A 24,814-nucleotide genomic window follows, 5' to 3' on the forward strand; every position below is an offset into this window, starting at 1 on the left:
ATATGATGAATTTAGTACCAAAATATCAGTCTACTCTTAAAAAAGCAGTAACATTTAAGGGCATTGGCGTTCACAGTGGCTGTTTGTCAGTGGTAAAGATTTGTCCAGCGGATGTTGGGTGTGGTATTGTTTTTAAGCGTTGTGGATTAGACGGAACAGAGAAAATATTTCAAGCCCATGCATCGCAAACAGGAGAAACTGAATTATCAACAGTACTTGGAGATGAAGATGTAAGGGTTGAAACAATTGAACATTTGATGGCGGCAATTGCTGCTTATAATTTGGATAATCTTGTTATTGAAGTGTCACATAATGAGATTCCTATTTTGGATGGTTCAGCGTGGCTATATTGCCAAGCTTTTGAAGATGTTGGTATTGTACAGCAAAATGCGTTGCGTTCTTATTTCATTATAAAAAAGCCGGTGCGGGTTGAAGGAGCTCATGGTGTTGCAGAGCTTTTGCCATTCGATGGACGTCGTTTTGATATAACGATCTCTTTTCCTTCTTCTGCTATTGGTAAGCAACATTTCAGTTTTGATCTTACCACACGAGGGTTTAGGGATGATTTGTCACGTGCGCGCACTTTTGGTTTTATCAAAGACGTGGAGGAATTAAGGCTTTCTGGAAAGGCGAGAGGTGCTTCTTTGGAAAATTCTCTTGTTATCGACCTTAATGATAAAATTTTAAATCCCGATGGTCCTTATTGGGAGAATGAATGTGTTCGGCACAAGATGCTTGATGCGATTGGTGATACTGCTTTGCTTGGGGCACCTTTTATTGGATTATTTCGTTCTTATTGTAGTGGGCATAGAATTAATGCGCAATTGGTGAAGGCTGTTTTGGCAGACGAATCATATTATGAAAAAAGCTTTTTAGAGAAAGAGTAAAAAAATTGACAAGATTTTTTTATCGTTTATTTGATTTTTAAGGGGATGATTGACCTAAACTGCTAAATTGGTTATGTGGATTTTAAAGTGATATGGTATAAAACCTTTGATAAATTGTTATTGCTACAAGGTGATATTCTGTGGAGGCCGGAAAAACTATGAAAAAATCTCATGTGTGCATTGGAAATATGACATATAGAAAATCTAACATTGTACGCAAGATATTGGGGGTGGTGCTTTTGGGAAGCACCTGTATGTTAGCGGGATGCCTCTTTAAAGAGAAAAATACCCTTGATCCATCTGCTTATGTTTTGAAAATAGAGCCACCAGATGTTTTATATAATCAGGCGCTTGCTAGCCTTGAAAGTGGGCGGCTTGGGGACGCATCGAAGAAGTTTTTGAAGATTGAAAAACAGTACGCTTATACAGACTGGGGACGTAAATCTTTGGTCATGGGTGCTTTTACTAATTATCGACTCGGAAAGTATGATGATTCAATTAGTATGGCTCAACGCTATATTACTCTTTATCCAGGGTCGACTGACTCGGCTTATGCATACTATATTATTGGTCTTTCTTCTTTCCGTCGGATTCCTGATGTTACGCGTGATCAACGTGACACGAAACGTGCTATTGCTGCTATGCAGCTTCTTATAGAGCGTTATCCTAATTCTGAGTATGTCAAGGATGCTAAGGATAAAATCCGTTTTGGTCGCGAACAACTGGCTGGTAAAGAAATGCAGATTGGCCGTTATTATGAAGAGGGACGGCGCTATCTTGCGGCAAGTAGACGGTTTCGTACCGTGGTTGAGGAGTATTCTGATACAAATCAAATTGAAGAAGCACTTTTCCGCTTGACTGAAGTTAATCTTGCTCTCGGCTTAACGGCGGAAGCACAGACGGCAGCAGCTATTTTAGGACGTAATTATCCCAAAAGTGAGTGGTATAAATTTTCTTATAATCTCTTGCAGAAGAATAAAATATCGCCACGTGAGCATAAATCTTCTTGGATCTCAAATGCTTTAGGTGGTGACAAGAAGAGGATACGTTGATTCTCTATGTTGGTACAGCTTTCGATTCATAATATTGTTTTGATCGAAACGCTCGATATTAATTTTACAGCGGGGTTGACGGTTTTAACTGGAGAAACGGGTGCGGGGAAGTCTATTCTCCTTGATGCTTTATCACTTGCTCTAGGGGGGCGGGGTGATGCTTCGCTTGTGCGTCATGGGGCTGACCGCGGGCAGGTCACAGCTGTTTTTGATGTGTCTGTTTCACATCCTGCACGTCAACTTATTCGTGAGAATGGTCTTGATGATGAGGGTGATATTATTTTACGACGTGTGCAATCAAGTGATGGACGTAGCCGTGTTTTTATCAATGATCAGGTGTCTAGTGTTGCATTGATGCGGAGTGTTGGCCGTTTGCTGGTTGAAATCCATGGACAACATGATGATCGTGCGCTTGTTGATGTTGCTACACATCGCCAATTATTAGATGCCTTTGGTGGTCTTGAAGATGAAGTGGAAAATTTGCGTCAGTGTTATCACTCATGGCGTGAATTTGAGGAGCGTTTGCAACGGCAGCGTCTTAAAGTAGAGAGTGCTGTACGGGAGGTTGATTATCTTCGTACGTGTGTAGAAGAGCTTGAAAAGCTTGATTTTAAAGTTGGTGAAGAGGAAGCTCTTTCTCTTCGTCGTGCTGATATGCTTAAATTAGAAAAAATAGCAACAGATATTAAAGAAGCAGATGATCTTTTAACGGGTCAAAAATCACCAATCCCAGTGCTTTCTAATTTGGTGAGGCGTTTGGAGCGGAAAATTCCTGAGGCGCAAGAACTTATTGCACCTGTGGTGAAATCTATTGATGAGGCATTGCATGCACTTGCAACAGCACAAGAAGGTATTGAGACGGCAATACGAGCATTAGATTTTGAACCTGATGAATTGGAACGGATAGAAGAACGTCTTTTTGCTCTTCGGGGTTTTGCTCGTAAATATCAAGTTTCTGCGGATGAATTGGTTCAGTTACGCGATAAAATGGACGCAGAACTCGCTGATTTTGAAGAGGCTCAGACTATATTGACACGTTTTGAAGATGAGGCAGAGCAGGCAAAGAAAAATTATGATACATTGGCGCAAGCCTTAACAATAAAGCGTCGGGAGACAGCAAAGCATTTATCTGAAAGTGTTATGGCTGAGTTGCCGGCATTGAAGTTAGAGAGGGCTGAATTTATTGTTGAAATGCAAAGTGATGTGGAAAAGCGGAGTGCAGAGGGATGTGATCGTATTGAATATTGGGTGCGGACAAATCCTGGAACACGTGCTGGGCCGATGCTTAGTGTGGCTTCTGGCGGTGAATTATCTCGTTTTTTGCTGGCATTAAAAGTTGTTTTATCTGATCGAGGATCAGCACCGACGCTGATTTTTGATGAAATTGATACAGGTGTTGGGGGGGCTGTTGCAGCGGCTATTGGGCAACGGTTGCAACGCTTATCAGAACATGTCCAAGTTTTCGCTATTACGCATGCTCCACAGGTTGCATCGAAAGCGCATGGTCATTTTCTTATTTCAAAAATTGAGAGTCATGATAAAGGACGCTTTGTTACTGCGATTCATAAAATGAAAGAACATGAGCGTGCAGAAGAAATTGCCCGTATGTTGGCTGGAGAACAGATTACTGAAGAAGCGCGTGCAGCGGCTCAAAAGCTTCTCGCATAAAGGTAATTAGTCAGCGATAAAAATACTAGAAAGCTTATATTTATTGAGATTCACTTGATGAGGAGGCGTGGGAGGCCCTTGTGGCAGCGCTTGTAATTTGGAATAGATTTTATGAACAAAGATGCATATAAAAATCTCACAGCTGTTGAAGCAGAACGTGAATTAGAGTGGTTGGCAAAAGAGATTGCACGTCATGATGTGCTTTATAATCGTGATGATCAGCCTGAAATTTCTGATGCAGAATATGATGCTTTACGTCGTCGTAATGCAGAAATTGAAGCTCTTTTTCCAGAGCTTATACGTATTGATTCTCCTTCACATAAAATTGGAGCACCAATTTCTGAAAAATTTGAAAAATCTGTTCATGTACAGCCTATGCTTTCACTTGATAATGCGTTTAGCTCTGAAGATGTTACTGAATTTGTTGAGCGTATTCGTCGTTTTTTACGGCTTCCAGAAACACAAGTGTTGGAAATAACAGCGGAGCCAAAAATTGATGGTTTATCTTTGTCTTTGCGCTACGAAAAGGGGCAGCTTGTGCGTGCGGCAACGCGTGGGGATGGAACTGTCGGTGAAAATGTGACGGCAAATGCCCGAACAATTGCTGATATTCCACAAGTTTTGCAAGGTGATTTTCCTGGTATCATTGAGGTGCGTGGTGAAGTTTATATGGGGCGGGAGGATTTCCAAGCACTGAATATCAGCCAACAAGAGAAGGGCAAGTTAACCTTTGCCAATCCTCGAAATGCGGCGGCTGGTTCTCTCCGTCAGCTTGATTCACGGATAACCGCTAGCAGAAAACTTCAATTTTTTGCTTATGCTTGTGGTGAGGTGAGTGAAATATTGGCAGAAAGTCAAATGGAGATGATGAAAAAGCTAAAAGAGTATGGCTTTGTTATCAATCCATTAACAAAAGTCTTTAAGACAGTAGAAGACATTATTTGCTATTATCACGATATCGAAGAATGCCGTCATTCTTTAAGCTATGATATTGATGGCATTGTTTATAAGGTCAATGATTTGATGCTCCAAAAGCGCTTGGGGTTTGTTTCTCGTTCGCCGCGTTGGGCTATCGCCCATAAATTTCCAGCAGAAAAAGCGATAGCGCTTTTGGAGAATATTGACATTCAAGTTGGGCGCACGGGAGCTTTGACACCTGTTGCACGTCTTACGCCTATTACTGTTGGTGGAGTGGTGGTGACCAATGCTAGTTTGCATAATGAGGATTATATTAAGGGAATTGGTCATAAAGGAGAGCCCATTCGTGAAGGGCGTGATATCCGTGTAGGCGATACCGTGATTGTACAACGCGCTGGTGATGTGATCCCTCAAATTGTTGATATTGTCGCTGCAAAGCGTCCAAAAAATGCTTCTACTTTTGTGTTTCCTCATCTGTGTCCCGTGTGTGGGAGTCATGCTGTTCGTGAAGTGGGAGAAGCCGTGCGTCGCTGTACAGGGGGGCTTATTTGTCCTGCACAAGCAATTGAACGTATTCGTCATTTTGTTTCACGCAATGCTTTTGATATTGAAGGCTTGGGTAAAAAACAGGTAGAGTTTTTTTTCTATGCTCAAGATGAGGCGCTTTGTATTCATACACCAGCCGATATTTTTACTTTACAACGGCGCCAAGAAAAGTCTTTGATACGTTTGGAAAATATGGAAGGTTTTGGTACTGTTTCAGTGCGGAAATTGTATGATGCCATTAATGCGCGCCGAGAAATTCCGTTGAGCCGTTTTTTGTTTGCATTGGGGATTCGTCATGTTGGCGAAGTGAATGCACGCCGCCTTGCACGCGCTTATAAAAATTATACAGCTTTTGAGACTGCGGCTATGGAAGCACTTATGCCATGTGATAAGGAAAATGAAGAAGGAAATGAGGCTTGGATAGAGCTTACCAATATCGAAGGAATTGGACCACAGGTAGGGAGCGCAATTGTTGATTTTTATCAAGAAGCGCATAACCGTGAGATTTTATCTGTTTTGCTTGAAGAAGTAATACCTCTTGATGAGGAGCCTATCATAGCAGATTCTTCACCAATAGCAGAGAAGATCATTGTTTTTACAGGAACTTTGGCGCATATGTCACGCGATGAAGCAAAAGCATTGGCAGAGCGATTAGGGGCTAAAACATCTGGTTCACTTTCTAAAAAAACAGATCTTCTTGTTGCAGGACCTGGAGCGGGCTCCAAGTTGGCTAAAGCTGAGGAATTAGGTGTTGAGGTTATCGATGAAGAGGCTTGGCTACAGCTGATTGAGAAACATAATGTTTAGAGGGATTTTTCCAGAAGATCGTATGCTGTTTGTATGATTATCTCTCTTACATTTTTGGGGGGATGAAATCAAAAAGGGGGATAATAGGGGCTGTTTTTTGCAAAAACAGAGCGCCATATATTTTGATATTTATTAAGTTATTAAAAATGATTAACGTTGAACTTAAATATTAAACTTAAACTATTATGATGAATAATATACAAGGTTATTATTAGTAAAAGATATAAATTATTACTGTGAAGAAAGGTAAAATTTTTGAACAAATATGTATAATTTAATCCAAAATGCCGTAATAAACCAATTATAATGACGTAATAGAAATATAACGCGGAAGATTACAAAATATAATAAAACATTCCGCTATAAATGAATAAGGGATATAACTGCGAGTTGTTTATTATGTTGAATTATAAAAGATTACTGGTATCTATGCTTATCAGGCATTATTAGATGGTACACTTGTCCAATTTCATTACAAAATTTCGGATATTCGCTAATGCGTCTAGCAGCATAATTTTTTTCTGACTTCCTTCATCTCTCTCAAATTTCTCAGCATAGGAAATTTCGTTTATTAGAGCTAGTATTTGGACTGAGAATATTTCAGAATTAAATACCATTCGTGCATATCTAAACATTAGATCTGTCGAGTTCATGACCAGATTTTTTGCCCAAATGAAATCGCTTTCTTTCCAATTATATTGAGAACGTAACTTATGTATGTAGGTAGGTAGGGATAATGCTGGAAATTTTTTATTATACTCTCTCTGTAATAAGTCCACAAGGCATGCATACCAAATAACTTTCGCATGGATAAGATTTATTTTCAGGAATTAGCACTATCATACCAGGGTTTAGAACATGATATACACCATAACTCTTATTATCCAGATATTTTTTCGCAATTTCTAGACGCTCTTCGTATATATTATCAGGATATTGTGTCTTTACGTACTCTTCGTATAATTTATCGTACTTATTTGGAGTAATGACTTGATTTTCAGAAAATACAGCAATAGGAACTCGCTTAAATTTAGTAATTTTCTTCAATACAGAAGACCCAATATAGTATCCAAAAATAATATTATGGAACAAAATAAAACTATACGCATTAGGATAATCACTTTATTTCTAAAATACTGGATAAGGATATAGCTTATTAAGATCTGTGCTTAAGATTTTGTTAACTAACAAGCCATAAGATACACGCTTTATTGTGTCTTTTTCAAAGTATTTGTGAAATTTTGTAGAGAGTTTGAATCTTCTTTACTTATGTGACTGTTTTTGTGTTATGTAGTTTTTCATATACTCTGTTATTGTTGTTAATTTTTTAGCTGAATGACATGTTCAGGTAAAAACATATACCTCCATATATGTTGTTTTCATACTGTGCAGTTGGAAACTATTTATATTGTAGATAACGTTTTTCAACAATAAGTAATAGTCTAGAAAATAATATTGTACTGTTAACTATGCAAATAAATGAAAAACTTTAACGCTGATGTTATCATCATGCTATTTCTTTTAAATTCTAAATACTTAACTTTTATTTCATAGCAGATTCTATTTTATTGTAGCAATATGTATTATAAGGAATTACAGCTGTTGAAAATAACTCAAGAATTTAAAAATATAAATTATCATTATGAAGCAAACAAAAAGGTAAAATTTATTCGAATAAATATGCAGAATTTTTGAATCCAAACAGCGTAATAAGCTGGTTATAATAGGTGTTTTAGAAATACGATGCGGAGGATTACAAAATATAACGAAAGTTTCCATATAAAAGAAATAGGGATATGAGAGTGTCTAGATGGAGATCGCCAAGATAAGTATTACCACGTATAGGTGTATCTCATCTTGCTTCACCGAGGTTAGCGTTTACCGTACCAGCAAAAAACTTGAAGTATCTTGTAGAAATATTTTTTGTATTTCCTGATGCAGATACATATTTTTCCCTTAAAAAGAGAAGATCCTGTGTTTTGTAGAAAGAGTAAAAGTTATACGTTGCTTCATTTAAAGGGGCATTGTTGCTTCTTTTGCCCATTTTTTATCTTCTTCGTTCAAGTAAGGTGCATTCATCTGATAAACGCGCGCATGGTAATCATTGAGCCATTGCCGTTCTTCTTGTGTCAAAAGCTCTGGAAGGATTAACCGTCGATCAATGGGGCAAAGTGTGAGTGTTTCGAACGAGAGCATTTCTATATCTCCACCATCAATTTTTTGTGCTGGCTTCACAATCATCAAATTTTCAAGACGGATACCAAAAGCGCCTTCGCGGTAATAGCCTGGCTCGTTTGAAAGAATCATACCGGAGATGAGTTCTTGGCACCCTTTGCGAGAAATATTTTGCGGTCCTTCATGGACAGAAAGATAAGATCCAACACCATGACCGGTGCCATGGGCATAATCAAAACCAGCTTTCCACAATGCAATGCGTGCAAGAGAATCAAGGTCTTGTCCTCGTGTGCCTTTTGGAAATCTGATAGTTGAAAGAGCAATCATGCCTTTGAGAACAAGCGTAAAACAGTGTTTTTCTTCTTCTCCAATATTCCCAATTGCTACGGTGCGTGTGACATCAGTCGTACCATCACGATATTGTCCACCTGAATCAACGAGGTAAAGTTCACCGGTTTTGAGTTGTTTATTTGTTTGCGTTGTTACACGATAATGAATAATGGCACCATTTTCTCCTGCTGCTGAAATTGTATCAAAAGAAAGATCTTTAAGTTTTTCTCCCATTTCTTTTGCTGTATTTATGCGAAATTCTTCTAATTTTTGAGCAGCGGAAATTTCACTTATTGACCCTGGTATTTGTTTATCTAACCAAGAAAAAAAACGGGTTAGGGCAACACCATCGCGTAGATGCGCTTTGCGTGCGCCATTGAGTTCTGTGTCATTTTTAATGGCACGTGGTAGAGCAGCAGGATCAGTAAGTGTGATAAAAGAGCTATTTTTTTCTTCAATAACAGTTCGTAATTTTTCGCATGTTAGCTGTGGATCTAAGGCAAACACTGTCCCTTTTTGAACATACTCTTTGATCTTGGGAATAAGCTGTTCTGGTTCATATAATTTTGCATAACGTTCTAGATATTGTTTCTGTTCTACACCAAGTTTTTTGCTGTCAATGAATAAAGCTGGTGTTTCGTTAAGTGGAATGAGAGCAAAACAAAGGGAAAAAGGCGTGTTGGAAACATCATTGCCCCGTATGTTGAATGTCCATGCAATGGAAGAGGGGTCTGTAAAAATAAAAGCATTTGCATGAGTTTGCTGTATATCTTTGTAAATCAAAGCGAGTTTTTCATTTGTATCGCACCCAGCATATTTGAGAGGGTGAATTGATAAGGCAGATTGTGGTAATTTTGGTTGATTATGCCAGAGCAGATCAATGGGATTATGTTGAACTTCTACAAGTTTTCCACCTGCTTTCATTTCTAATGCATTTCTCAATGCATCGGTGGCAGCAATCGTGTGGAGCCATGGATCAAAGCCAATAGAAAGTTTTTGACCATTTTTTTCAAGCCATTGTGAGGGAGGACAAGTTATGAGATCTTCATAATTAAAAATATCAGGATCAGTTTGTTGGCGAACTTGGAGCTTATATCGCCCATCTGTAAATATGATGGCTTTGTTTTTTAAAATCAGTGCAATCCCAGCTGAGCCAGTAAAGCCGGTTAGCCAGCTAAGACGTTGAGCATGAGGGGGGACATATTCTCCTTGATGCTCATCGCACCGCGGAACAAGAAAACCATCGAGTCCAAGGTGATTGAGTTCTTTACGAAGGCAAGAAATGCGTTCTGCTGCATAAGCAGGATTTGTTGTCGCCTCAAAAGATTGATACATAACGACGTCCTTTTATTTTATTTCAGGTGTATCGTAACCCATCCTTGCCGGTGGTATGTTTCGATATGCTTCAGTCCTTGTTTTATATAAATCTCCAAAACATGGGCATGTTGTTCTTCAAGAATTCCAGAGAGTATAAGTGACCCCTCTTTTTGAAGTGCCGTTACCACTTCTTGCGCAAGTTCAATAAGCGGATTAGCAAGGATATTGGCAACAATGAGATCAAAAGGGGCTCGTGATGCAATTGCATCATGGGCAAAACCTGTTGCTGTAATAGCTGTAACATATTCATTGACATCATTGAATTCGATATTGTGTTGTGCAACTTGAACAGCAATTGGGTCAATATCGGATGCAAGCACAGTAATTGGTTTGAGCATTGCTATGCCAATGGCTAGTACACCGCTCCCAGTACCAAGATCAAGGGCATTTTGGGGATTTTCGTGTTTCATGACTTTGGCGATCATTTCTAAACAACCGGCTGTTGTTCCATGATGTCCGGTGCCAAAAGCTTGATTAGCTTCAATTTCAATAGGGAGAACATTTGCTGGAATGGCGTTTCGGTTGTGACTTCCATGAAGGAAAAAAGGACCAGCTTGCACAGGTTTTAGTCCTTCTAGGCTTTTTTGTACCCAATCAATGTTGGGTAAAACTTCCATATTAATTTTATCAAAATCTATAGAAAGAATTTTGGCAAAACGTTTCAATGCGTTCTCTTGATTGTCTTGATCGACATATAGAGAAAGCTCATATACAGCATTTTGTTCATCTATCTCTGTAAGAGCAAGAGGATAACCTTCTTCGTCAAAGGCTGTTTCTATAAGGGTATAGAACCGTTCTGCTTCATTTTTAGAAGCAGTATAATAGAGGCGAATTTGTTGCGACATGCTGTTCTTTCTTTTGATCGGCTTTTTTAGTTTAAGATGAGTTTTTTTAACCGTTCAATGGCGATTTCATCTTTTAATTCGCTATCGCTTTCTTTCGTGTCATAACGGATAACGCCAGCTAATTTTCCACCTTTTTTGAGTAAAAAAACTGCTGCTGTATGGTTATATGTATAGTTTCCATCTGTTTCAGGAACTTTTTCAGCAACGATGTTGAAAGAATTGACCATTTTATGAACTTTATCAGGATCTCCACTAATGCCAACAATTTTATTGTTAAAATTACTGAGATAATCATGGAGTACTTTTGGTGTGTCACGTTCAGGATCAACAGTCACAAACCATATACCTAATTTATCAGCTTCAGGACCAAGGGCTGTAAGCCATCGATCAAGATTCATCAGTGTGGTAGGGCAGCTTTCAGGACACATAGTGAAGCCGAAAAAAATTATTGAAGGCTTGCTTCGAACATCAGCCTCAGTAATATTTTTTCCATTAGAATCAGTGAGAGTAAAGTTATCACCTAAAGGCTTATTTGTCAGCGTATCATAAATAAAAACACCTGCAAGAAATATGATTGTCAGCCCCAAGATGCGTATTACATTTTTCATAGTTTGACTCTCTTAGATAGATTGAGAAATTGTAACATCGGCAGGTTTGTTTTGCAATGTTTGTTTCATGGTTGATTTTATTGGCTTGATTGGTATGTCTTTCCATATCTATTGATGAAACATTGGTGAAAGATGTATGAATATTGAGAAAGATCTTCGATTTCATGAAAGTGAGCCTCGTATCCATACGACAGCGCGGCTGCATGGTTGTAAATTAGGGCGCTATGTGGAAATTAATGAGCGGGTGATTTTACGGGATGTAACCGTTGGAGATTTTTCTTATTTAGAGCGTAATAGTGAGGCTATTTATAGCGATATTGGGCGCTTTTGTTCTATTGCATCTCATGTACGGATGAATGCGTTGGAGCATCCTATGGAGCGCGTTTCAACGCATAAAATAACCTATCGTCCAAACGAATATTTTCGTTATATGGCATTAGATAGTGTTTTTCGTGAAAGGCGTTGTGCAAAACGTGTTATTATTGGGCATGATGTGTGGATTGGATATGGTGCGGTTATTATGCCTGGGGTGACAATTGGTCATGGCGCTATCATTGGCGCGAACGCTGTTATAACGAAAGATGTTTTGCCATATACGATTGTTGTTGGGGTGCCTGCTAAACGGTTGCGGATGCGTTTTCCCAATCATGTCATAGAATGCCTTTTAGATATGGCTTGGTGGGATTGGCCGCTTGATAAAATTCACAACGCATTGCCTGATATGCAAAATTTGCCCATTGAAGCTTTTGTTCGTAAATGGAAATGACATTCAGAATAAAATAAAGTGGTTTCTTGAAAAAACTGATCGTGGTTTACTTGTAATTAAGCTTTGTTTACAAAATTGTCTAGTACACGCTTTTCTCCGGCTTTTTCGAACATTATTGTCAATTTATGATCGTCTATTGTTGTAATACGACCATAACCAAATTTTATGTGAAAAATCCGATCATTGACAGAAAAATCTGATGGTACATGAGAGATTGATTGAGAGATAACTTTCCCTTCAATATTTTTGTTTTTTTGTGTACGCTTTTGTCTTGCTGTTGCATAGTCATTATAAAAGGAATCGTGATGTTGAAAGGAAGATTTTCCATAACCACCATAGGATGTTTGCATTTCTACAACTTCTATATGTTCTGCTGGTAATTCATCTAGAAAACGGGAGGGAAGAGCAGGTTGCCAAAGTCCATGAATTCTTCGATTCGATACAAACCATATATGCAAATGTTTTTTTGCTCTTGTTAGACCTACGTAAGCAAGACGCCGTTCTTCTTCTAATCCTGAACGTCCACCTTCATCTAATGAGCGCTGGTGGGGAAAGAGTCCTTCTTCCCAACCTGGAAGAAAAACTGTTTCAAATTCAAGCCCTTTGGCTGAATGAAGTGTCATGATGTTGACTGCATCCATATTTTCATTATTTTCCGTTTCCATAACGAGTGCAACATGTTCCAAAAAACTTTGAAGATTTTCAAATTGTTCCATGGAACGAATCATTTCTTTAAGATTTTCTAGTCTTGTAGGAGACTCTGGTGAACGATCTTCTAACCACATGGTTGTATAACCAGAATCATCAAGGACAATCTCGGCAAGTTCTCTATGAGGAGTGTCTTGAAGCATATTTTGCCAGCGGCGGAAGTTTTCAATAAGGCTTCGTAACGCACTGCGTGCCTTAGGCTTTAATTCATCTGTTTCAATGATGTCAGCGGCAGCAGAAAAGAGAGGAACAGCACGTGCACGTGCACTCTCATAAAGAATGCGCAGGGTTGCATCTCCTATGCCGCGTTTTGGTGTATTAATAACACGCTCAAAAGCTAAATCATCAGTAGGTTGGACAACAACGCGTAAATAAGCCATGGCATCACGTATTTCCATTCGCTCATAAAAACGAGGACCACCAATGACGCGATAATTAAGGCCAAGTGTTACAAAACGATCTTCAAATTCACGCATTTGAAATGATGCGCGTACCAATATAGCCATATGATTTAATGCATGACCGGTTTGTTGTGCGCGTTCGATTTCTTCTCCGATTGCTCGTGCTTCTTCTGCCGAATCCCATGCTGAATGAATTTTTACCTTTTCTTCCTCACTCTTTATTTGAGCAGAAAAAAGGACTTTTCCCAGTCTTTCTTCATTATGAGCAATGAGATGGGAGGCGGTTTTAAGAATATGGGATGTTGAGCGATAATTGCGTTCTAGACGAATAATTTTAGCAGAAGGAAAATCTTTTTCAAAACGTAATATGTTTTCGACTTTTGCACCACGCCATCCATAAATGGATTGATCATCATCACCAACACAACAAAGATTAACATGTTGACCTTGAGGATGTTGGGCCAAAAGGCGAAGCCAAAGATATTGTGCTGTATTTGTATCTTGATATTCATCGACAAGAATATAACGAAATTGAGAATGGTATTCGCGAAGAATATCTGGATTATGTTGGAAGATAGAGATAGAATGAAGTAGAAGGTCACCAAAATCACAAGCATTAAGATCTTTTAATCGATTTTGATAACTGTGATAAAGTTCACGTCCCATGCCGTTACCAAAGGAATGAGCATCACTTTTTGAGATATGTGTTGGTGAAAGTCCTTGATTTTTCCAAGAATCAATCATCATGGCAAGGTTTCGTGCGGGCCAACGCTTATCGTCTAATCCTTCAGCTTGAATAAGTTGTTTTAAAAGTCGAAGAACATCATCGCTATCAAGAATTGTAAAGTTTCTTTTTAAATCAACAAGCTCTGCGTGACGGCGTAAAATTTTAGCTCCAGTGGAATGAAAGGTTCCAAGCCAAGGCATACCTTCAACAACTTCTCCAATAAGTTCACCAATACGTATTTTCATTTCACGTGCTGCTTTGTTGGTGAAAGTGACAGCAAGTATTTGCTGAGGAGAGGCAAGTCCAGAGCGTAAAATGTGAGAAATACGGGTTGTTAAAACGCGCGTTTTTCCTGTACCAGCACCTGCAAGAACTAAAAGAGGTCCCTCAGTATTCATAACAGCTTGTTGCTGTTCTGGATTGAGTTGTTCTAAATAGTCTGTGTTATATGATTTTTGTTCTTTTAGAGTATGGGAGAAAAAACCAGAGCTCTTCTTATCATGGTCTGGAGGGGAATCTTCTTCAAAGAAAGGTATGGTATGATCAGAAAAATTACTCATTATCTCTCTTTTGTAGTCTTTTTTTCATTGAAGTTCTAGATTAAAAAAACTTCTCTTAAAAAGTCACAACAGTTTCAGTTGAACAGACTGAAAGAGAACGTAAAAAAAATAAGCACAAACATTAAAGGCGTTGGGTGAGAACGCTTTGAAGGGCATAAACGCGTAACGAAGCCGAAAGATTTACTTGTTGTGGTCTTTTGCTATCAATATCGGTAATAATAAAGGCTAAAGATTGTCCTTTTTTGCGGGCTATATCTTTTAGAATATCTAAAAATGGTGGTTCTAAAGAGACGCTTGTTGCGTGTCCATCAACGCGAACAGATATCTTTCGTGGAATGACTTTTGACCAATCGATAGAATTATTTTCGTGCATTTTTCCACCTTTATTCGTCGTTTCGCAAACGATTTTGATCAAGAAATTTTTGCATTTTTAAAGATTTTTGCTGCTCAAAATTTTTTTCAGTTTTTGTTCGTCCAAAACGATAACGATTTTGCTCAGCACAAAGAGATTTTTCTGTACGTTTTTTTTGTTTTCGAAATTGGCGAAGATTAATCAATTCAGTCATGAAAAAAATTATTTTTTCCGAAAGGAATCTAAAGAGACAACATCAGCACTTTGATTTTGTTTTGCATCGTTATTTGAAGGTTCTTTATTTGTACTGAGATTTTGTTCTTTTGTAAGCGTATTTTCTATTTTTTGTTTGTTTGATAAGGTAATGGGCGTAGTTGAGGTATTTTCTGAATTTTCACTTTCTCCAGAGGTCAGATTTGAGGGCAGATCAAATGCTGCTTCAAATGCTGCTACAGGATCATAAAAGACCTGAATGGAAGTAAAAGGAATCACGAGCTTTTCGGTTATTTCCCTGAAAGAGAGGGTTACTTCGAAAGCTGTTTCTGAAACACTGAGATCTCTAAATTGATGTTGTAAGACGATTGTCATTTGCTCGGGATAGCGATTTTTTAGCCGAGGAGAAATTTTAACGCCTGGGGCATTTGTCAAAAAAGTTATAAAAAAATGATGATTTCCCGGAAGACCTGCTTTGGCAACTTCCGATAAAACTTTACGGATAACTCCACGAAGCGCATCCTGAACGAGAATATCGTAACGGATTTGATCTTTAACCATCGAAGTTTATTCCTTTTATTTCACGTAGCAGAATGGGGCGTATTGATATTGTGTGATAGAATATATTTTAAATTAGCAGATTTTTTCTACGATACACCTCAATAAATCGAATAAATACGAAACTCTATGGTAAATAATGTCTGATAATGTCTGAAAGATCAATCAACAACATTTAAAAAAGTGAAGGCTTCTGTTGCCAGGTGCCTCCGAACCCCGCTTAAACCTGCGACGGTTTAAGACTTAAATTGAAACATTCACACCACCTTAAGCGGCGAGACGTGCTTCCGCATAGTTGTCATTTGCAACTACTCATTTAGCCCGATAACGGTGGTACAATGCCGAGTAAAAGAGCGATCTTTACACCCTTGTCGATCCTATTTCGCCCCCACCAAAATATAACTTTGGTTTCTTATATTTTGGTGGAGGCGCCGGGTACCGCCCCCGGGTCCAATAGGTTTATTTCATCGTCCATTTATTACCATAGCTGGTAAACCAGCACTCTAAATATAGATGAAGAACAGTCTTAGGAAAAGGGGGGGTTGTTAATATTTTTAATCCTCTAATTATTTATGGAGCTATATGGTGCGGCTGTAAAATATAGTCCGCTCATTTTTGGAGAGGAGATGATGCAAAATGACAAATAATTTAGCAGATATTAAACTATATGATTCAAATCCCGATGAAGCAGCAGTAGAACGACTTAGCCGTCGTTTAGCTTTGGTGATGAAAAAGCAGGATGCAGCGCTTGTTGCTACGTCGGATCCAAAAGAGTTAGAACGTGTTGAAAAATGGGTTCAAGATGTTTTAGAAGCTGATGAGAAGAGTGCTAAAATGGCTGTTTCAAAAGTGGCTGAGATGATGTCTGGAGAGCGTAGAAAAAGTCGTATGACTTTCTATTATCTAGTTGCTAAGCAACTTAATGCACTTCATAAAATTTAAACAATATTAAATTTGTGATAATGATAAAAAAAGCCCAATTTCTTGGGCTTTTTCGTTGATAAAAAGGATTAATGTTTTTCATCCTCTTGGAGGTAGCCTCCTTTACGCATACTTGGGACAAAGAGAAGAGCAATGAATGCCATGATCATCACGACGGTTATATAAAAATAAAAGAGTGATTCATGACCGTACTTTTTTAATCCAAGCGCAACGTATTCAGCAGAACCACCAAATAAGGCGTTACCAATGGCATGAGAGATGCTAACGCCTAATGCGCGTATTGAAGAGGGAAACATTGCTGATTTTACGACACCAGAGATGGATGTATACATGCTCATAATGAAGAGCAAGCCAATAATGACGGAAAAGGCAATCCATATATTATGCGTATTACCGATTATCCAGAGTCCAGGAAATGTAAAGATGACAGAGAGTATACTCCAAATGATAAGTAAAGTTTTTGTTCCAATTTTATCGGCTATGATACCAGCTATGGGTTGGAATAGGATGAAAATAAATAGTACAGCTGTCATAATCGTTGTTGCGGTATGTTTATCAAAGCCGGTGGTTGTGATCAGATATTTTTGCATATAAGTCGTAAAGGTGTAAAATGTGAGTGATCCTCCTGATGCAAAGCATGCAATTATGACAACGGCTTTTGTATGCTTGGTGAGTAGTTCCTTAAGACTGCCAGAGTGTTTGTGAGAGCGGCTTTCTTTCGTGGTTGTTTCGTGGAGAGAACGACGCAGATAAATCGCAATCACTGCTCCGAATCCACCAATTACAAAAGGAATGCGCCATCCCCATGCTTTTAACTGATCTTCAGAGAGATAAGATGCTAGAATAAATATAATGAAGCTGGCAAGAAGTTGACCTGTAATAAGGGTGGCAGATTGGAAAGAAGCAAAAAGCCCACGATGTTTTTTGAGGGCAACTTCGCTCATATAAGTGGCTGCTGTACCATATTCACCACCTGCTGAAAGTCCTTGCATCATCCGAGCTAAAAGTAAAAGGATTGCTGATGTTATTCCTAAGGTTTCATAGGTGGGAAGTATGGCGATGAAAAAAGAGCCACCACACATCATAAAAATGGATATAAGCATCGAGCGTTTACGTCCATAACGATCGGCGACAAACCCTAAAAACCAAGCTCCAATAGGGCGCATAAGAAAGCCAATAAAAAACACACCCGCGGTTTTTAACAGTGGCGTAATCGTATCACCATCGGAGGGAAAGAATTGTGATGCAAAATAAATTGATGCAAATGAGTAAACGTAAAAATCATACCATTCTACGAGATTTCCTGATGCGCTTGCTATAATAGCAAAAACACGTTTTCTTGCATCCTGTGATGCTGAAGTTGTTTCATTTTTCATGAATTGTTCCCCTTTTGGATTTATAGTTCATATTTTCTAAACATAATTGTTTATGATTTCCAGAAAAATTCAATTGTATTATAACAATTTCTTAGGGAAACTCTTTAAGATGATTTATTAGAGTTATGTTGTCATTCGTTTTAAGATTTTTACTTGTGTTGTAGAATAAAAAGTTATCATATTGCATTTAAAGGGAGAGAACATTGAAAAGTAGATCAAGATACCTTTAAACTTTATGAGAAGAATGCAATTATTGGAATCATACCGGAAGATCATAGAAGAGATGGTCTTTATGAACAGAAAGCCCAAAAACTGAAAATATTTCATAAAGCTTAAGTAATGTAAAAGGGGATTTTGTGTCCTTACTTATCTTATTGTATCATAACATATCATCATTTAGGAGGGTGAGGTAAGCCTCAGATAAGGTTTTCCGTATGAGGTGTTTTTTAGATATCGTGATAAATATTTAGGGTAGGGCTGCCCATAGAATCTTATCAAGTAAATTACATAAAGAGGCAGTAACTATAGACAATTTAAGAGAAACTGAGTCGTTTGTAAGACGAATGTAGGGCGGGCTTTTCGTTCTTTACTAGGGTGGAGAGGAGATCAAAAAAAGCCCAATTTCTTGGGCTTTTTTATCCAGAAAATAAGTTTAATGAAGTCTATCGTCTTTATCGAGATATCCTCCTTTATCTATATCGGGCATAAGAAGAATAGAGATGAGTGCAATGACCATCATACCAACGATGTAAAAAAAGAAAACAGATTCGTATCCCATATTTTTTAATCCAAGCGCTACATATTCAGCAGAACCGCCAAAGAGTGCGTTGCCAATGGCAAAAGCAAATCCAACACCAATTGCTCGGATTGAAGCAGGGAACAATTCTGCTTTTATGATACCAGCAATGGACGTATAAAAACTCATAACACAGAGTATTCCAATAATAATTAAGAGTGCTGTCCATGGATTATGGGCATTACCGATCATTTTAAGTACAGGAATGGTGCAGATAATGGATAATGCCCCCCAACTAATGAGTGAAGCTCTTGCTCCAATTTTATCGGCTAGGGAACCAAAAAGGGGTTGGAGTAGCACAAAAACAAAGAGGGCGGCAGTCATTATCGTTGTTGCGGTTTGTTTATCAAAGCCCGTGGTTGTGATCAGATATTTTTGCATATAAGTGGTGTATGTATAAAATGTGAGTGATCCACCAGCTGTAAAGCCAACAACCAAAAAGAAAGCTTTTTTATGATTGCGAAAAAGTTCTCGAAGACTACCAGCATGTTTTTCAGAGCGGCTTTTGTGGGTTGTTGTTTCATGGAGCAAACTACGCAGATAAATTGCAACGATTGCTCCAAAGCCACCAATCACAAAAGGAATACGCCATCCCCACGCTTTTAACTGATCTTCAGTAAGGTAAAGGGCTAAAATAAATATTATAAAACTTGCGAGAAGTTGACCTGAGATCGTTGTTGCATATTGAAAAGAAGCAAAGAGCCCGCGACGATTTTTCGGTGCAACTTCGCTCATATAAGTTGCTGCTGTACCATATTCACCGCCAACGGAAAGTCCTTGAAACATACGGACTAAAAGGAGAAGAAATGCTGCTGTTATTCCCAAGGTTTTATAAGTGGGAAGTATGGCAATGAGAAAAGAGCCACCACACATCATAAAAACAGAAATAAGCATTGAGCGTTTGCGTCCGTAACGATCGGCAATGCAGCCAAAGAGCCATGCTCCAATTGGACGCATAAGAAAGCCAATAAAAAAGATTCCTGCCGTTTTTAACAGTTGTGTAACAATATCTTCATCTTCAGGAAAAAACTGTGATGCAAAATAAACCGATGCAAAGGAGTAAGCATAAAAGTCGTACCATTCTACCAGATTTCCTGATGCGCTGGATATGATAGCAAAAATACGTTTCCTTGTATCATGTGGATCTAAAGTTGTTTGATTATTCATGAAGTATTCCCCTTTTAGATTTATAACTTTTCTTCTTTTTAAAGCTATTTACGATGTGCATTATAAAAACGCCATTGTATCATGATAATTTTTTAGGGAAACATAAAGATTTTTTCTAGAGCTATCAGTGGTGTTTTGGGCTCATGGTGTTGTTATATTGCGTAAATCATACGCTTTTTACTATCCTTAAGGAAATATTATTTTTTGTTTGATTGTGAATTATTTGCATATGCAGAGTGTTTATGAAGATATGATACTCTTTAGTTTATATGCTTGATGTTGTTTCGTAAAATGATGTTATTGACTATTGCATGCAAGGTTGGTGTATCTGTTAAAATACTTTTTATGAATGATCTTAAGTGTTAAGGGGGAGTACAATATTAAGAGTTCATCAATAATATAATGATAGCGGCTTGCACTTTTATTAAGTGTAAAGAGAGTAGTGCCCATGTTTATACTTTACGGGGCTTTTACGTTATGTCATTCACGAGTGCCGTTGTGAAATGGAGTTGGGTGCATTGAGAAATGTTTCTCAAAAAAGTGTGTGAATTCATAATATAATGGTATTTTCTATTTTTCATGAAAGGATTTGTGTTGCATGAGGGGTACCATTAAGAACGTATTAAACAAAATCATGAGTGTAATCTTTATTATTGATAAAATTTCTTGAAAGATAATCACTTGTCTTCGACTTTGAGTGGGAATGGGAATATTAAAATAAATCAAACGTTTTTTATCTTCAGTGAATTAAATTCAGTAAAAGAAGTATTTATTACATAATAATATGAAGCCATTTATTTTTATAAGCGGCGTGTGCAGGAGGGAACATTGCTTCTTTAGAGTGTTTGAAGGGATAAAAAATTGTGAGCTTTAAACTGCTATCGGAAAGAATATAAAAAAGCCCAGAATACTGGGCTTTTTTGTTAAAATCCTTGTTTTTTAACATTAAAGGTTAATGAATATCGTCTCCTTGTAAATACCCTTTTTTGCGAGCATCTGGCATTAAGAGAACAGAGATGAATGCAATAATCATCATGCCGGTTATATAAAAATAGAAGACAGATTCATATCCAAGATCTTTTAATCCAAGCGCAACATATTCAGCAGAACCGCCAAACAGTGCGTTGGCAATAGCATAAGAGAGCCCAACTCCTATTGCTCGTACTGAAGCGGGAAACATTTCTGATTTTACAATGCCAGAGATAGATGTATAAAAGCTCATAATGCAGAGCATTCCAGTAATGACTGATAAAGCAATCCATGTACTATCAGTACTACCAATCATATTAAGTCCAGGAATGGTAAAGATAATAGATAAGACACTCCAAATAAGGAGTGAAGTTCTTGTTCCAATTTTATCTGCAAGAGCACCAAAGAGGGGTTGGAGTAACATGAAAACAAAGAGTGCAGCTGTCATGATTGTTGTGGCTGTATGTTTATCAAAGCCAGTGGTTGTGATCAGATATTTCTGCATGTAAGTCGTATAGGTGTAGAATGTGAGCGATCCTCCAGCTGTAAAGCCAATAACCAGAAAGAAAGCTTTTCGGTGGTTGCTCAGAAGTCCCCTAATACTACCAGCTTGTGCACTAGAACGACTTTCTTTGGTCGTTGTCTCATGGAGTGTGCGGCGTAGATAAATCGCAACAATTGCGCCGCATCCACCAATGGCAAATGGAATACGCCAGCCCCACGCTTTTAGCTGATCTTCGGTGAGATAAAGCGCTAAAATGAATATAACGAGACTGGCTAGAAGTTGACCACCAATCAGTGTGGTATATTGGAAAGAGCTAAAAAATCCTCGGCGATTTTTGAGGGCGATTTCGCTCATATAAGTTGCTGTTGTACCATATTCACCACCGACAGAAAGCCCCTGAAGCATTCTGAGTAAAAGTAAAAGAATTCCTGCTGCCATTCCAATGGTTTCATAGGTAGGAAGTAGGGCGATTAAGAACGAACCACCACACATCATAAAAACAGAGATAAGCATTGAGCGTTTGCGTCCATAACGATCGGCAATGAAGCCAAAAAGCCATCCGCCGATTGGGCGCATAAGAAAACCAATAGCAAAAACACCCGCCGCTTTTAAAAGTTGCGTAACGTCATTGCCATCTGAGGGAAAGAATTGTGATGCAAAATAAATAGATGTAAAGGAATAAACATAAAAGTCATACCATTCTACTAGATTACCTGATGCACTGGACACGATAGCCCAGATACGTTTTCTTGTATCATGTGGTTTTAAAGCTTCTTGTTTTTCCATAGTCGATCCCTTTATTTCATGTTCATCCATCTTTGTTCATTTATGTCATTTTTTTAGAAGCTGTCTATAGTATTTTATCTTTTGCATCAAAAATTTAGTCAGATCATGATAATTTCTTGTGTAAGATGTTTTTGGAAAAAGATTTGAATTATCTTTGTACGGATTTTACAGTTTTTATTTTCTATAATGAGAAGAATCGGACATAATAGCCCTATGAAATCATATCTTGCTCTTTTATCTCATGTTTTAAATCAGGGTATTGATCGGACAGATCGAACGGGTGTTGGAACGCGATCTATTTTTGGGTATCAGATGCGCTTTGATTTACAAGCAGGATTTCCGTTGTTGACAACAAAGAAACTACACTTACGTTCAATTATTTATGAACTTTTGTGGTTTCTTAAAGGCGATACAAATATCGCTTGGTTGAAAGAGCATGGTGTGTCAATTTGGGACGAGTGGGCTGATGAAAAGGGAAATCTTGGTCCTGTTTATGGTTATCAGTGGCGTTCTTGGCCTGCTCCTGATGGACGCCATATTGATCAAATTAACAATCTTTTAACGATGATTAAGGAAACGCCAGATTCTCGTCGCTTGATTGTGTCAGCTTGGAATCCTGCATTAATAGAGGAAATGGCGTTGCCTCCGTGTCATTGTCTTTTTCAATTTTACATTGCGGAGGGGAAATTATCTTGTCAACTTTATCAGCGTTCGGCGGATATTTTCTTAGGTGTTCCATTCAATATTGCATCCTACGCATTGCTAACGATGATGATTGCGCAAGTAAGCGGTCTTAAAATAGGCGATTTTATTCATACTCTGGGAGATGCTCATCTTTATTCTAATCATTTTGAACAGGCAAAATATCAATTGTCTCGTATACCAAATGCTTTGCCATGTATGCGCATAAATCCAGCGGTAACAGATCTTTTTTCTTTTCAATTTGAGGATTTTGAGTTGCTTAATTATGAAGCACAACCCCATATTAAAGCGCCGGTAGCAATATGACGATTTCCATTTGTTTAATTGCTGCTGTTGCAGAAAATGGTGTTATCGGTCGTGAAGGTGCAATGCCGTGGCATTTATCGACGGATTTGCAACGCTTTAAAGCTTTGACGTTGCGTAAGCCCATTATTATGGGAAGAAAAACTTGGGATTCTATTGGGAGACCTTTACCAGAGCGTACAAATATCGTCATTACGCGTGATTGTACCTTTTGTGCTGAAGGGGCTGTTGTTGCTCACTCTTTATCGCAAGCTTGTTCTCTTGCAACAAATGTTGCTTCTCAAAATGATGTAGAGGAAATTTTTATTATTGGTGGGGGTGAAATTTTTCAACAAGGGTTGCATATGGCTGATAAAATATTCCTTACAGAAGTTTTAGCTTCTATAGAAGGTGATAGTTTTTTTCCTGTTTTTGATAAAGAAAAGTGGACTATTGTGCAAACACAAGATATTCCAAAAGGGGATAAAGATAGTCATCCGACACGTTTTGTTGTTTATGAGCGGAAATAATTTTTTGTAATATGAAGTGGAAGGGTTTATCAGTTGTATTGTAATGAGGTAAGAGACACCCTATAAGATCAAGCAAATGGTTGGTGTTCGAGTAGTGGTAATCAGTTAAAGAGGTGATAATGCCCTGGACAAATCAAAATGGTGGTGGCCCGTGGAGTGGCGATAAAAACAGTGGTGACAAAAAAACACCAGCTAAGAATCTCTTTGGTTCTGGTGGCGGTAATGGTGGTGAAAATGGTCCTAATCTTAATGAAATTTTGCGCAAAGGGCAGGATCAGTTTAAACAATTCGGGAGAAGCAGTTTTTCTGTTTTATTCCTTCTGCTTATTGTGTTTTTTTGGCTATACCAGTCAATTTATATTGTTCAGCAAAATGAACAAGCGGTAGAGTTGCGCTTTGGCATCCCTAAAGAAGGCATTATTGGTGATGGGTTGCATTTTCATTTTTGGCCAATTGAGACCTATATGAAAGTACCTTTAACGGAAAAAACAATCGCGATTGGTGGGAAGCCCGGTCAGGCGCAACAAAGTGATGGTTTAATGCTTTCGAGTGATCAAAATATCGTTAATGTTAATTTTTCCGTTTATTATCGGATTTCATACCCTAGTCAGTTTTTATTCAATGTGAATGATCAAGAGGGAACTGTCCGCCAAGTTGCTGAGAGTGCAATGCGTGAGGTCATTGGTTCGCGGCCGGTTGATGATGTTTTACGTGACAAGAAAGAAGAAGTTGCTAATGACGTTAGAAAGATTATCCAGTTGACTGTGGATAAATATCAACTTGGTGTCGAAATAAGCCGTGTTTCTATCAGTGAAGCTGCTCCTCCGACAAAGGTTGCTGCTGCGTTTAATTCTGTTCAGCAGGCGGAGCAGGAACGTGGAAGAATGATTGAAGAGGGGAATCGTGTGCGTTTTACGAAAATTGGTTTAGCAAATGGTGAAGCTTCACGCACACGGGAAATCGCAAAAGGTGAAAAGGCACAAATGGTTGAAGAGGCAACAGGGCGTGCTGAACGTTTTCAGGCGATAGCTCGAGAGGCTGCGATTTCACCAGAAGCTGCTCGCTACCGTCTCTACATGGAGACGATGGGGCGGATTCTTTCTTCACCAAATAAGCTGGTTCTTGATCAGGCAAATTCTCCAGCGATGCCTTATTTGCCTTTGAACGAATTGTTGCGTAGCAAGTCATCGGAAAAAGTAAAGGCAACATCAGCGCGTCCTGCGTTACTCTTAGATTCTCGTATTTCTGGAGGAGATTAATT

Annotated in this window: 20 protein-coding genes and 1 other RNA gene; 9 read left to right on the plus strand and 12 right to left on the minus strand. The window is 38.4% G+C overall.

Translation table 11 applies throughout. The features are described from left to right. Positions 1–2: 2 nt before the first annotated feature. The 4 genes from lpxC to ligA all read left to right on the plus strand — a co-directional run bounded on the left by lpxC (position 3) and on the right by ligA (position 5,878). Positions 3–887, plus strand: coding sequence for a UDP-3-O-acyl-N-acetylglucosamine deacetylase (lpxC, locus tag ACFIO5_RS04800; RefSeq protein ID WP_375632989.1), 885 nt, complete (start codon positions 3–5; stop codon positions 885–887). Between the two features lie 158 nt (positions 888–1,045). Beyond that, positions 1,046–1,939: an outer membrane protein assembly factor BamD gene (locus ACFIO5_RS04805; RefSeq protein WP_375632987.1), complete on the plus strand. Its 894-nt coding sequence runs from the start codon at positions 1,046–1,048 to the stop codon at positions 1,937–1,939. 6 nt (positions 1,940–1,945) lie between these two features. Beyond that, on the plus strand, positions 1,946–3,607 hold the full coding sequence (gene recN / locus ACFIO5_RS04810) for a DNA repair protein RecN (protein ID WP_375683988.1): 1,662 nt from the start codon (positions 1,946–1,948) through the stop codon (positions 3,605–3,607). Between the two features lie 111 nt (positions 3,608–3,718). Further along, positions 3,719–5,878, plus strand: coding sequence for an NAD-dependent DNA ligase LigA (gene ligA / locus ACFIO5_RS04815; RefSeq protein ID WP_375632983.1), 2,160 nt, complete (start codon positions 3,719–3,721; stop codon positions 5,876–5,878). Between the two features lie 753 nt (positions 5,879–6,631). On the opposite strand, the gene ACFIO5_RS04820 is transcribed toward ligA, so the two are convergent. The 4 genes from ACFIO5_RS04820 to ACFIO5_RS04835 form a co-directional block, all read right to left on the minus strand. Further along, entirely contained in the window at positions 6,632–6,925 is a 294-nt protein-coding gene (locus ACFIO5_RS04820) for a hypothetical protein (protein ID WP_375683987.1), read from the minus strand. 966 nt (positions 6,926–7,891) lie between these two features. Further along, positions 7,892–9,718 carry an aminopeptidase P family protein gene (locus ACFIO5_RS04825; RefSeq protein ID WP_375636803.1) on the minus strand — a complete coding sequence of 609 codons (1,827 nt, stop codon included), beginning with the start codon at positions 9,716–9,718 and terminating at the stop codon, positions 7,892–7,894. A 17-nt stretch (positions 9,719–9,735) separates the two neighbouring features. Beyond that, positions 9,736–10,605 (minus strand): 50S ribosomal protein L11 methyltransferase, encoded by an 870-nt coding sequence (locus ACFIO5_RS04830; RefSeq protein WP_375632979.1) that lies wholly within the window; start codon positions 10,603–10,605, stop codon positions 9,736–9,738. A 26-nt stretch (positions 10,606–10,631) separates the two neighbouring features. Further along, on the minus strand, positions 10,632–11,213 hold the full coding sequence (locus tag ACFIO5_RS04835; protein WP_375632977.1) for an SCO family protein: 582 nt from the start codon (positions 11,211–11,213) through the stop codon (positions 10,632–10,634). A gap of 136 nt (positions 11,214–11,349) precedes the next feature. On the opposite strand from ACFIO5_RS04835, the gene ACFIO5_RS04840 reads away from it, so the two are divergent. Next, positions 11,350–11,979, plus strand: coding sequence for a DapH/DapD/GlmU-related protein (locus tag ACFIO5_RS04840; protein WP_375636800.1), 630 nt, complete (start codon positions 11,350–11,352; stop codon positions 11,977–11,979). Positions 11,980–12,035: 56 nt separating this feature from the next. Here the strand turns inward: ACFIO5_RS04840 and ACFIO5_RS04845 are convergent, their stop codons facing one another. The 5 genes from ACFIO5_RS04845 to ssrA form a co-directional block, all read right to left on the minus strand. Beyond that, positions 12,036–14,375: an ATP-dependent helicase gene (locus ACFIO5_RS04845; RefSeq protein WP_375636798.1), complete on the minus strand. Its 2,340-nt coding sequence runs from the start codon at positions 14,373–14,375 to the stop codon at positions 12,036–12,038. Between the two features lie 121 nt (positions 14,376–14,496). Then, positions 14,497–14,748 carry a ribbon-helix-helix domain-containing protein gene (locus tag ACFIO5_RS04850; protein ID WP_273788067.1) on the minus strand — a complete coding sequence of 84 codons (252 nt, stop codon included), beginning with the start codon at positions 14,746–14,748 and terminating at the stop codon, positions 14,497–14,499. 10 nt (positions 14,749–14,758) lie between these two features. Further along, positions 14,759–14,941, minus strand: a complete 183-nt coding sequence (locus ACFIO5_RS04855; protein WP_375612011.1) for a DUF4169 family protein — start codon at positions 14,939–14,941, stop codon at positions 14,759–14,761. A gap of 8 nt (positions 14,942–14,949) precedes the next feature. After that, positions 14,950–15,501 (minus strand): SspB family protein, encoded by a 552-nt coding sequence (locus tag ACFIO5_RS04860; RefSeq protein WP_375636796.1) that lies wholly within the window; start codon positions 15,499–15,501, stop codon positions 14,950–14,952. Positions 15,502–15,680: 179 nt separating this feature from the next. Further along, positions 15,681–16,037: a transfer-messenger RNA gene (ssrA, locus tag ACFIO5_RS04865) on the minus strand. Positions 16,038–16,134: 97 nt separating this feature from the next. Here ssrA and ACFIO5_RS04870 point away from each other — a divergent pair. After that, the gene (locus ACFIO5_RS04870; protein WP_375618238.1) at positions 16,135–16,440 is read left to right on the plus strand and encodes a DUF2853 family protein; all 306 of its coding nucleotides are present in this window, start codon (positions 16,135–16,137) and stop codon (positions 16,438–16,440) included. 68 nt (positions 16,441–16,508) lie between these two features. Here the strand turns inward: ACFIO5_RS04870 and ACFIO5_RS04875 are convergent, their stop codons facing one another. From ACFIO5_RS04875 to ACFIO5_RS04885, 3 genes are all read right to left on the minus strand, one after another. Beyond that, entirely contained in the window at positions 16,509–17,816 is a 1,308-nt protein-coding gene (locus tag ACFIO5_RS04875) for an MFS transporter (RefSeq protein ID WP_375636794.1), read from the minus strand. Positions 17,817–18,468: 652 nt separating this feature from the next. Further along, the gene (locus tag ACFIO5_RS04880; protein ID WP_375632969.1) at positions 18,469–19,779 is read right to left on the minus strand and encodes an MFS family transporter; all 1,311 of its coding nucleotides are present in this window, start codon (positions 19,777–19,779) and stop codon (positions 18,469–18,471) included. Between the two features lie 952 nt (positions 19,780–20,731). Continuing rightward, a complete protein-coding gene (locus ACFIO5_RS04885) occupies positions 20,732–22,039 on the minus strand; it encodes an MFS family transporter (protein WP_375632967.1) in 1,308 nt (435 codons plus the stop codon). Positions 22,040–22,252: 213 nt separating this feature from the next. Here ACFIO5_RS04885 and ACFIO5_RS04890 point away from each other — a divergent pair, with 213 nt between their 5' ends. The 3 genes from ACFIO5_RS04890 to hflK all read left to right on the plus strand — a co-directional run bounded on the left by ACFIO5_RS04890 (position 22,253) and on the right by hflK (position 24,812). Continuing rightward, positions 22,253–23,047 carry a thymidylate synthase gene (locus ACFIO5_RS04890; RefSeq protein ID WP_375618242.1) on the plus strand — a complete coding sequence of 265 codons (795 nt, stop codon included), beginning with the start codon at positions 22,253–22,255 and terminating at the stop codon, positions 23,045–23,047. After that, positions 23,044–23,553, plus strand: coding sequence for a dihydrofolate reductase (locus tag ACFIO5_RS04895; protein WP_375632965.1), 510 nt, complete (start codon positions 23,044–23,046; stop codon positions 23,551–23,553). The genes ACFIO5_RS04890 and ACFIO5_RS04895 overlap by 4 nt, the downstream gene beginning before the upstream one ends. Positions 23,554–23,672: 119 nt before the next feature. After that, a complete protein-coding gene (gene hflK, locus ACFIO5_RS04900; protein ID WP_375632963.1) occupies positions 23,673–24,812 on the plus strand; it encodes an FtsH protease activity modulator HflK in 1,140 nt (379 codons plus the stop codon). The last annotated feature ends 2 nt before the right edge of the window (positions 24,813–24,814 follow it).

The organism is Bartonella sp. AA86SXKL (genome assembly GCF_042196885.1).

Excerpts from the sequence above, each read along its gene's own strand:
- ACFIO5_RS04860 (WP_375636796.1), bottom strand. The coding sequence starts at position 15,501 with ATGGTTAAAGATCAAATCCGTTACGATATTCTCGTTCAGGATGCGCTT.
- ACFIO5_RS04885 (WP_375632967.1), bottom strand. The coding sequence starts at position 22,039 with ATGGAAAAACAAGAAGCTTTAAAACCACATGATACAAGAAAACGTATC.
- ACFIO5_RS04805 (WP_375632987.1), top strand. The coding sequence starts at position 1,046 with ATGAAAAAATCTCATGTGTGCATTGGAAATATGACATATAGAAAATCT.
- ACFIO5_RS04890 (WP_375618242.1), top strand. The coding sequence starts at position 22,253 with ATGAAATCATATCTTGCTCTTTTATCTCATGTTTTAAATCAGGGTATT.
- ACFIO5_RS04835 (WP_375632977.1), bottom strand. The coding sequence starts at position 11,213 with ATGAAAAATGTAATACGCATCTTGGGGCTGACAATCATATTTCTTGCA.
- ACFIO5_RS04895 (WP_375632965.1), top strand. The coding sequence starts at position 23,044 with ATGACGATTTCCATTTGTTTAATTGCTGCTGTTGCAGAAAATGGTGTT.
- ACFIO5_RS04845 (WP_375636798.1), bottom strand. The coding sequence starts at position 14,375 with ATGAGTAATTTTTCTGATCATACCATACCTTTCTTTGAAGAAGATTCC.
- ligA (WP_375632983.1), top strand. The coding sequence starts at position 3,719 with ATGAACAAAGATGCATATAAAAATCTCACAGCTGTTGAAGCAGAACGT.
- ACFIO5_RS04825 (WP_375636803.1), bottom strand. The coding sequence starts at position 9,718 with ATGTATCAATCTTTTGAGGCGACAACAAATCCTGCTTATGCAGCAGAA.
- ACFIO5_RS04875 (WP_375636794.1), bottom strand. The coding sequence starts at position 17,816 with ATGAAAAATGAAACAACTTCAGCATCACAGGATGCAAGAAAACGTGTT.
- ACFIO5_RS04830 (WP_375632979.1), bottom strand. The coding sequence starts at position 10,605 with ATGTCGCAACAAATTCGCCTCTATTATACTGCTTCTAAAAATGAAGCA.
- ACFIO5_RS04880 (WP_375632969.1), bottom strand. The coding sequence starts at position 19,779 with ATGAATAATCAAACAACTTTAGATCCACATGATACAAGGAAACGTATT.
- ACFIO5_RS04840 (WP_375636800.1), top strand. The coding sequence starts at position 11,350 with ATGAATATTGAGAAAGATCTTCGATTTCATGAAAGTGAGCCTCGTATC.
- recN (WP_375683988.1), top strand. The coding sequence starts at position 1,946 with ATGTTGGTACAGCTTTCGATTCATAATATTGTTTTGATCGAAACGCTC.
- hflK (WP_375632963.1), top strand. The coding sequence starts at position 23,673 with ATGCCCTGGACAAATCAAAATGGTGGTGGCCCGTGGAGTGGCGATAAA.
- ACFIO5_RS04850 (WP_273788067.1), bottom strand. The coding sequence starts at position 14,748 with ATGCACGAAAATAATTCTATCGATTGGTCAAAAGTCATTCCACGAAAG.
- lpxC (WP_375632989.1), top strand. The coding sequence starts at position 3 with ATGATGAATTTAGTACCAAAATATCAGTCTACTCTTAAAAAAGCAGTA.
- ACFIO5_RS04870 (WP_375618238.1), top strand. The coding sequence starts at position 16,135 with ATGACAAATAATTTAGCAGATATTAAACTATATGATTCAAATCCCGAT.
- ACFIO5_RS04855 (WP_375612011.1), bottom strand. The coding sequence starts at position 14,941 with ATGACTGAATTGATTAATCTTCGCCAATTTCGAAAACAAAAAAAACGT.